This is a genomic window from Azonexus hydrophilus (assembly GCF_905120355.1).
Lineage (GTDB): Bacteria > Pseudomonadota > Gammaproteobacteria > Burkholderiales > Rhodocyclaceae > Azonexus.
This window is the reverse complement of sequence record NZ_CAJHOB010000043.1, coordinates 1-1,663: the sequence shown is the minus strand read 5'-3', so window position 1 is coordinate 1,663 and position 1,663 is coordinate 1. Positions and strand designations below refer to the sequence as shown.

Annotated in this window: 2 protein-coding genes; both read left to right on the top strand. The window is 52.7% G+C overall.

Annotation, left to right across the window (positions count from 1 at the left end; genetic code table 11):
• On the top strand, window positions 1-1,310 hold a 1,310-nt coding region (locus JYJ39_RS13885), incomplete at its 5' end, for a DUF6862 domain-containing protein (RefSeq protein WP_205205233.1).
• 16 nt (window positions 1,311-1,326) lie between these two features.
• A complete protein-coding gene (locus JYJ39_RS13880; RefSeq protein WP_205205231.1) occupies window positions 1,327-1,659 on the top strand; it encodes a hypothetical protein in 333 nt (110 codons plus the stop codon).
• Window positions 1,660-1,663 lie beyond the last annotated feature (4 nt).

Here is a 1,663-nt window from a genome sequence, read left to right as displayed (position 1 = left end):
CCGGGATCATTCAGGCCAAGGTCGGCGACGGCAACGCGCTGGTCGGCGCGGCAGCGGGCGCGCTCAACGAGGCGCTGTTGCCGGAGATGGAGAAATTCCTGGATGCGCAAAACATCACCGATCCCGAGGCACGCAAGGGTTATCTGCAACTGGGCAGCGCCTTGCTCGGGGCGGGATTGGGCGCGGTGGCTGACGGCACCAACGGTGCGGCACTCGGCGGCACCGTGGCGTATAACGCAACGACGTATAACTACCTCTCTCACCCGGAAAACAAGGAGCGCGCCGAAGCCCGGAAAAACTGCGCCAGCGGCAACGAGAGCGCCTGTCAGCGCGCCGATGAACTCGATGCCCTCGACCGGCAGCGCGACATGGAATTCCACGCAGCTTGTGACGGCGCACTACGCGCAACAGATGGCTGTAAGGATGCAACGCGCCTGATGCTGGACTATGTGGCGACTTACTTCCCCAAACAGGACGAAAAAATCTACCTGCCGGACGATTTTTTGAAAACGGCCCATCAAGACGAATTGCAAAGCTACCGCGATCTGTTGCAAGCCGCTAACAAGGAGGCGCTGCAAAACGGTACGGACAGCCAGCGCCCGGATCTCTACAATTCGGATCTTTACGGTGTCGTGGATCCCAATAGTCATGATCTCTACGTTATGGTCAAAATTGGCGACCAATGGAACGTCGTGAGCAAGACCGATAAAGTCTTTACAAGCGAAGCGGGAGTGAATGGCATCCTCAACGATTCGGACTATGCGCCGGGATTGCTGGGCTATCACATCAATGAAGCGAGAGCGGAAGGCTTCAAAAATATAGGGATATACACCTTGTTCTATAACCCGACCGAGGGAATCATAGGGGACGGGTTGGAAACCTTCCAGGACAAGATGTCGTTTGTTTTTGGCCCGTCGGATGTTGCGAAAAAACTGTCGGGAGCACTGGATACGATCCAGCAAGGCGACCAGTCCGTGAAATGGGTGGTGCACAGTCAGGGCGGGGCGATTTTTGCTTCTGCTGTGGACTATCATGGCGGCACGCTCTCGAATAATTCAGTTGCCTTCCATGCGGGTGCAAATAACCAGTTGGTGACAGATTCGATCCTGAAAAATGCAGGAATGAATTTCAACGATAATGGTATATATAAAACAGTTTATTTGGATTCTCCGCGCGATGCAGTGCCAAACATTATCGGGTTGAACACCTTGAACCCTATCACATGGATTCGCTCTATCCTGTTCATTCCGACATTATTTATGGGGCCAGAATCGAGTCCGCATACCCTGCCGCCGAAATCAACACCTTGATGATCGGGGGGGCAAAATGATGCTGCGAATTAGTGCGGTGTTGCTCTGCGCAACGATGGCTATTCCCTGTTCGGCCGAAGGGATGGATATGGATGGTTTTGAGAATCTAAAACCCTTGGATCAATTGCGTTCGTTGAATAAAACAGCAAAAAAAGCTGACCCATTGGTATGGTATTCCGCAGTAATTGATGGATGGGAACTATCGTTCCAGGCGCCTGCCGATGATGGTGATGCTCATAATCATGGCCTTCATTTTCGTTATTTAATCAACACTCGGAGCGAGCGTTATGCTAAAGCCTTTAACAGGCCGTTGAATTTTCCCCTGACGCCTCCGGCAACCGAACTCTGACAAA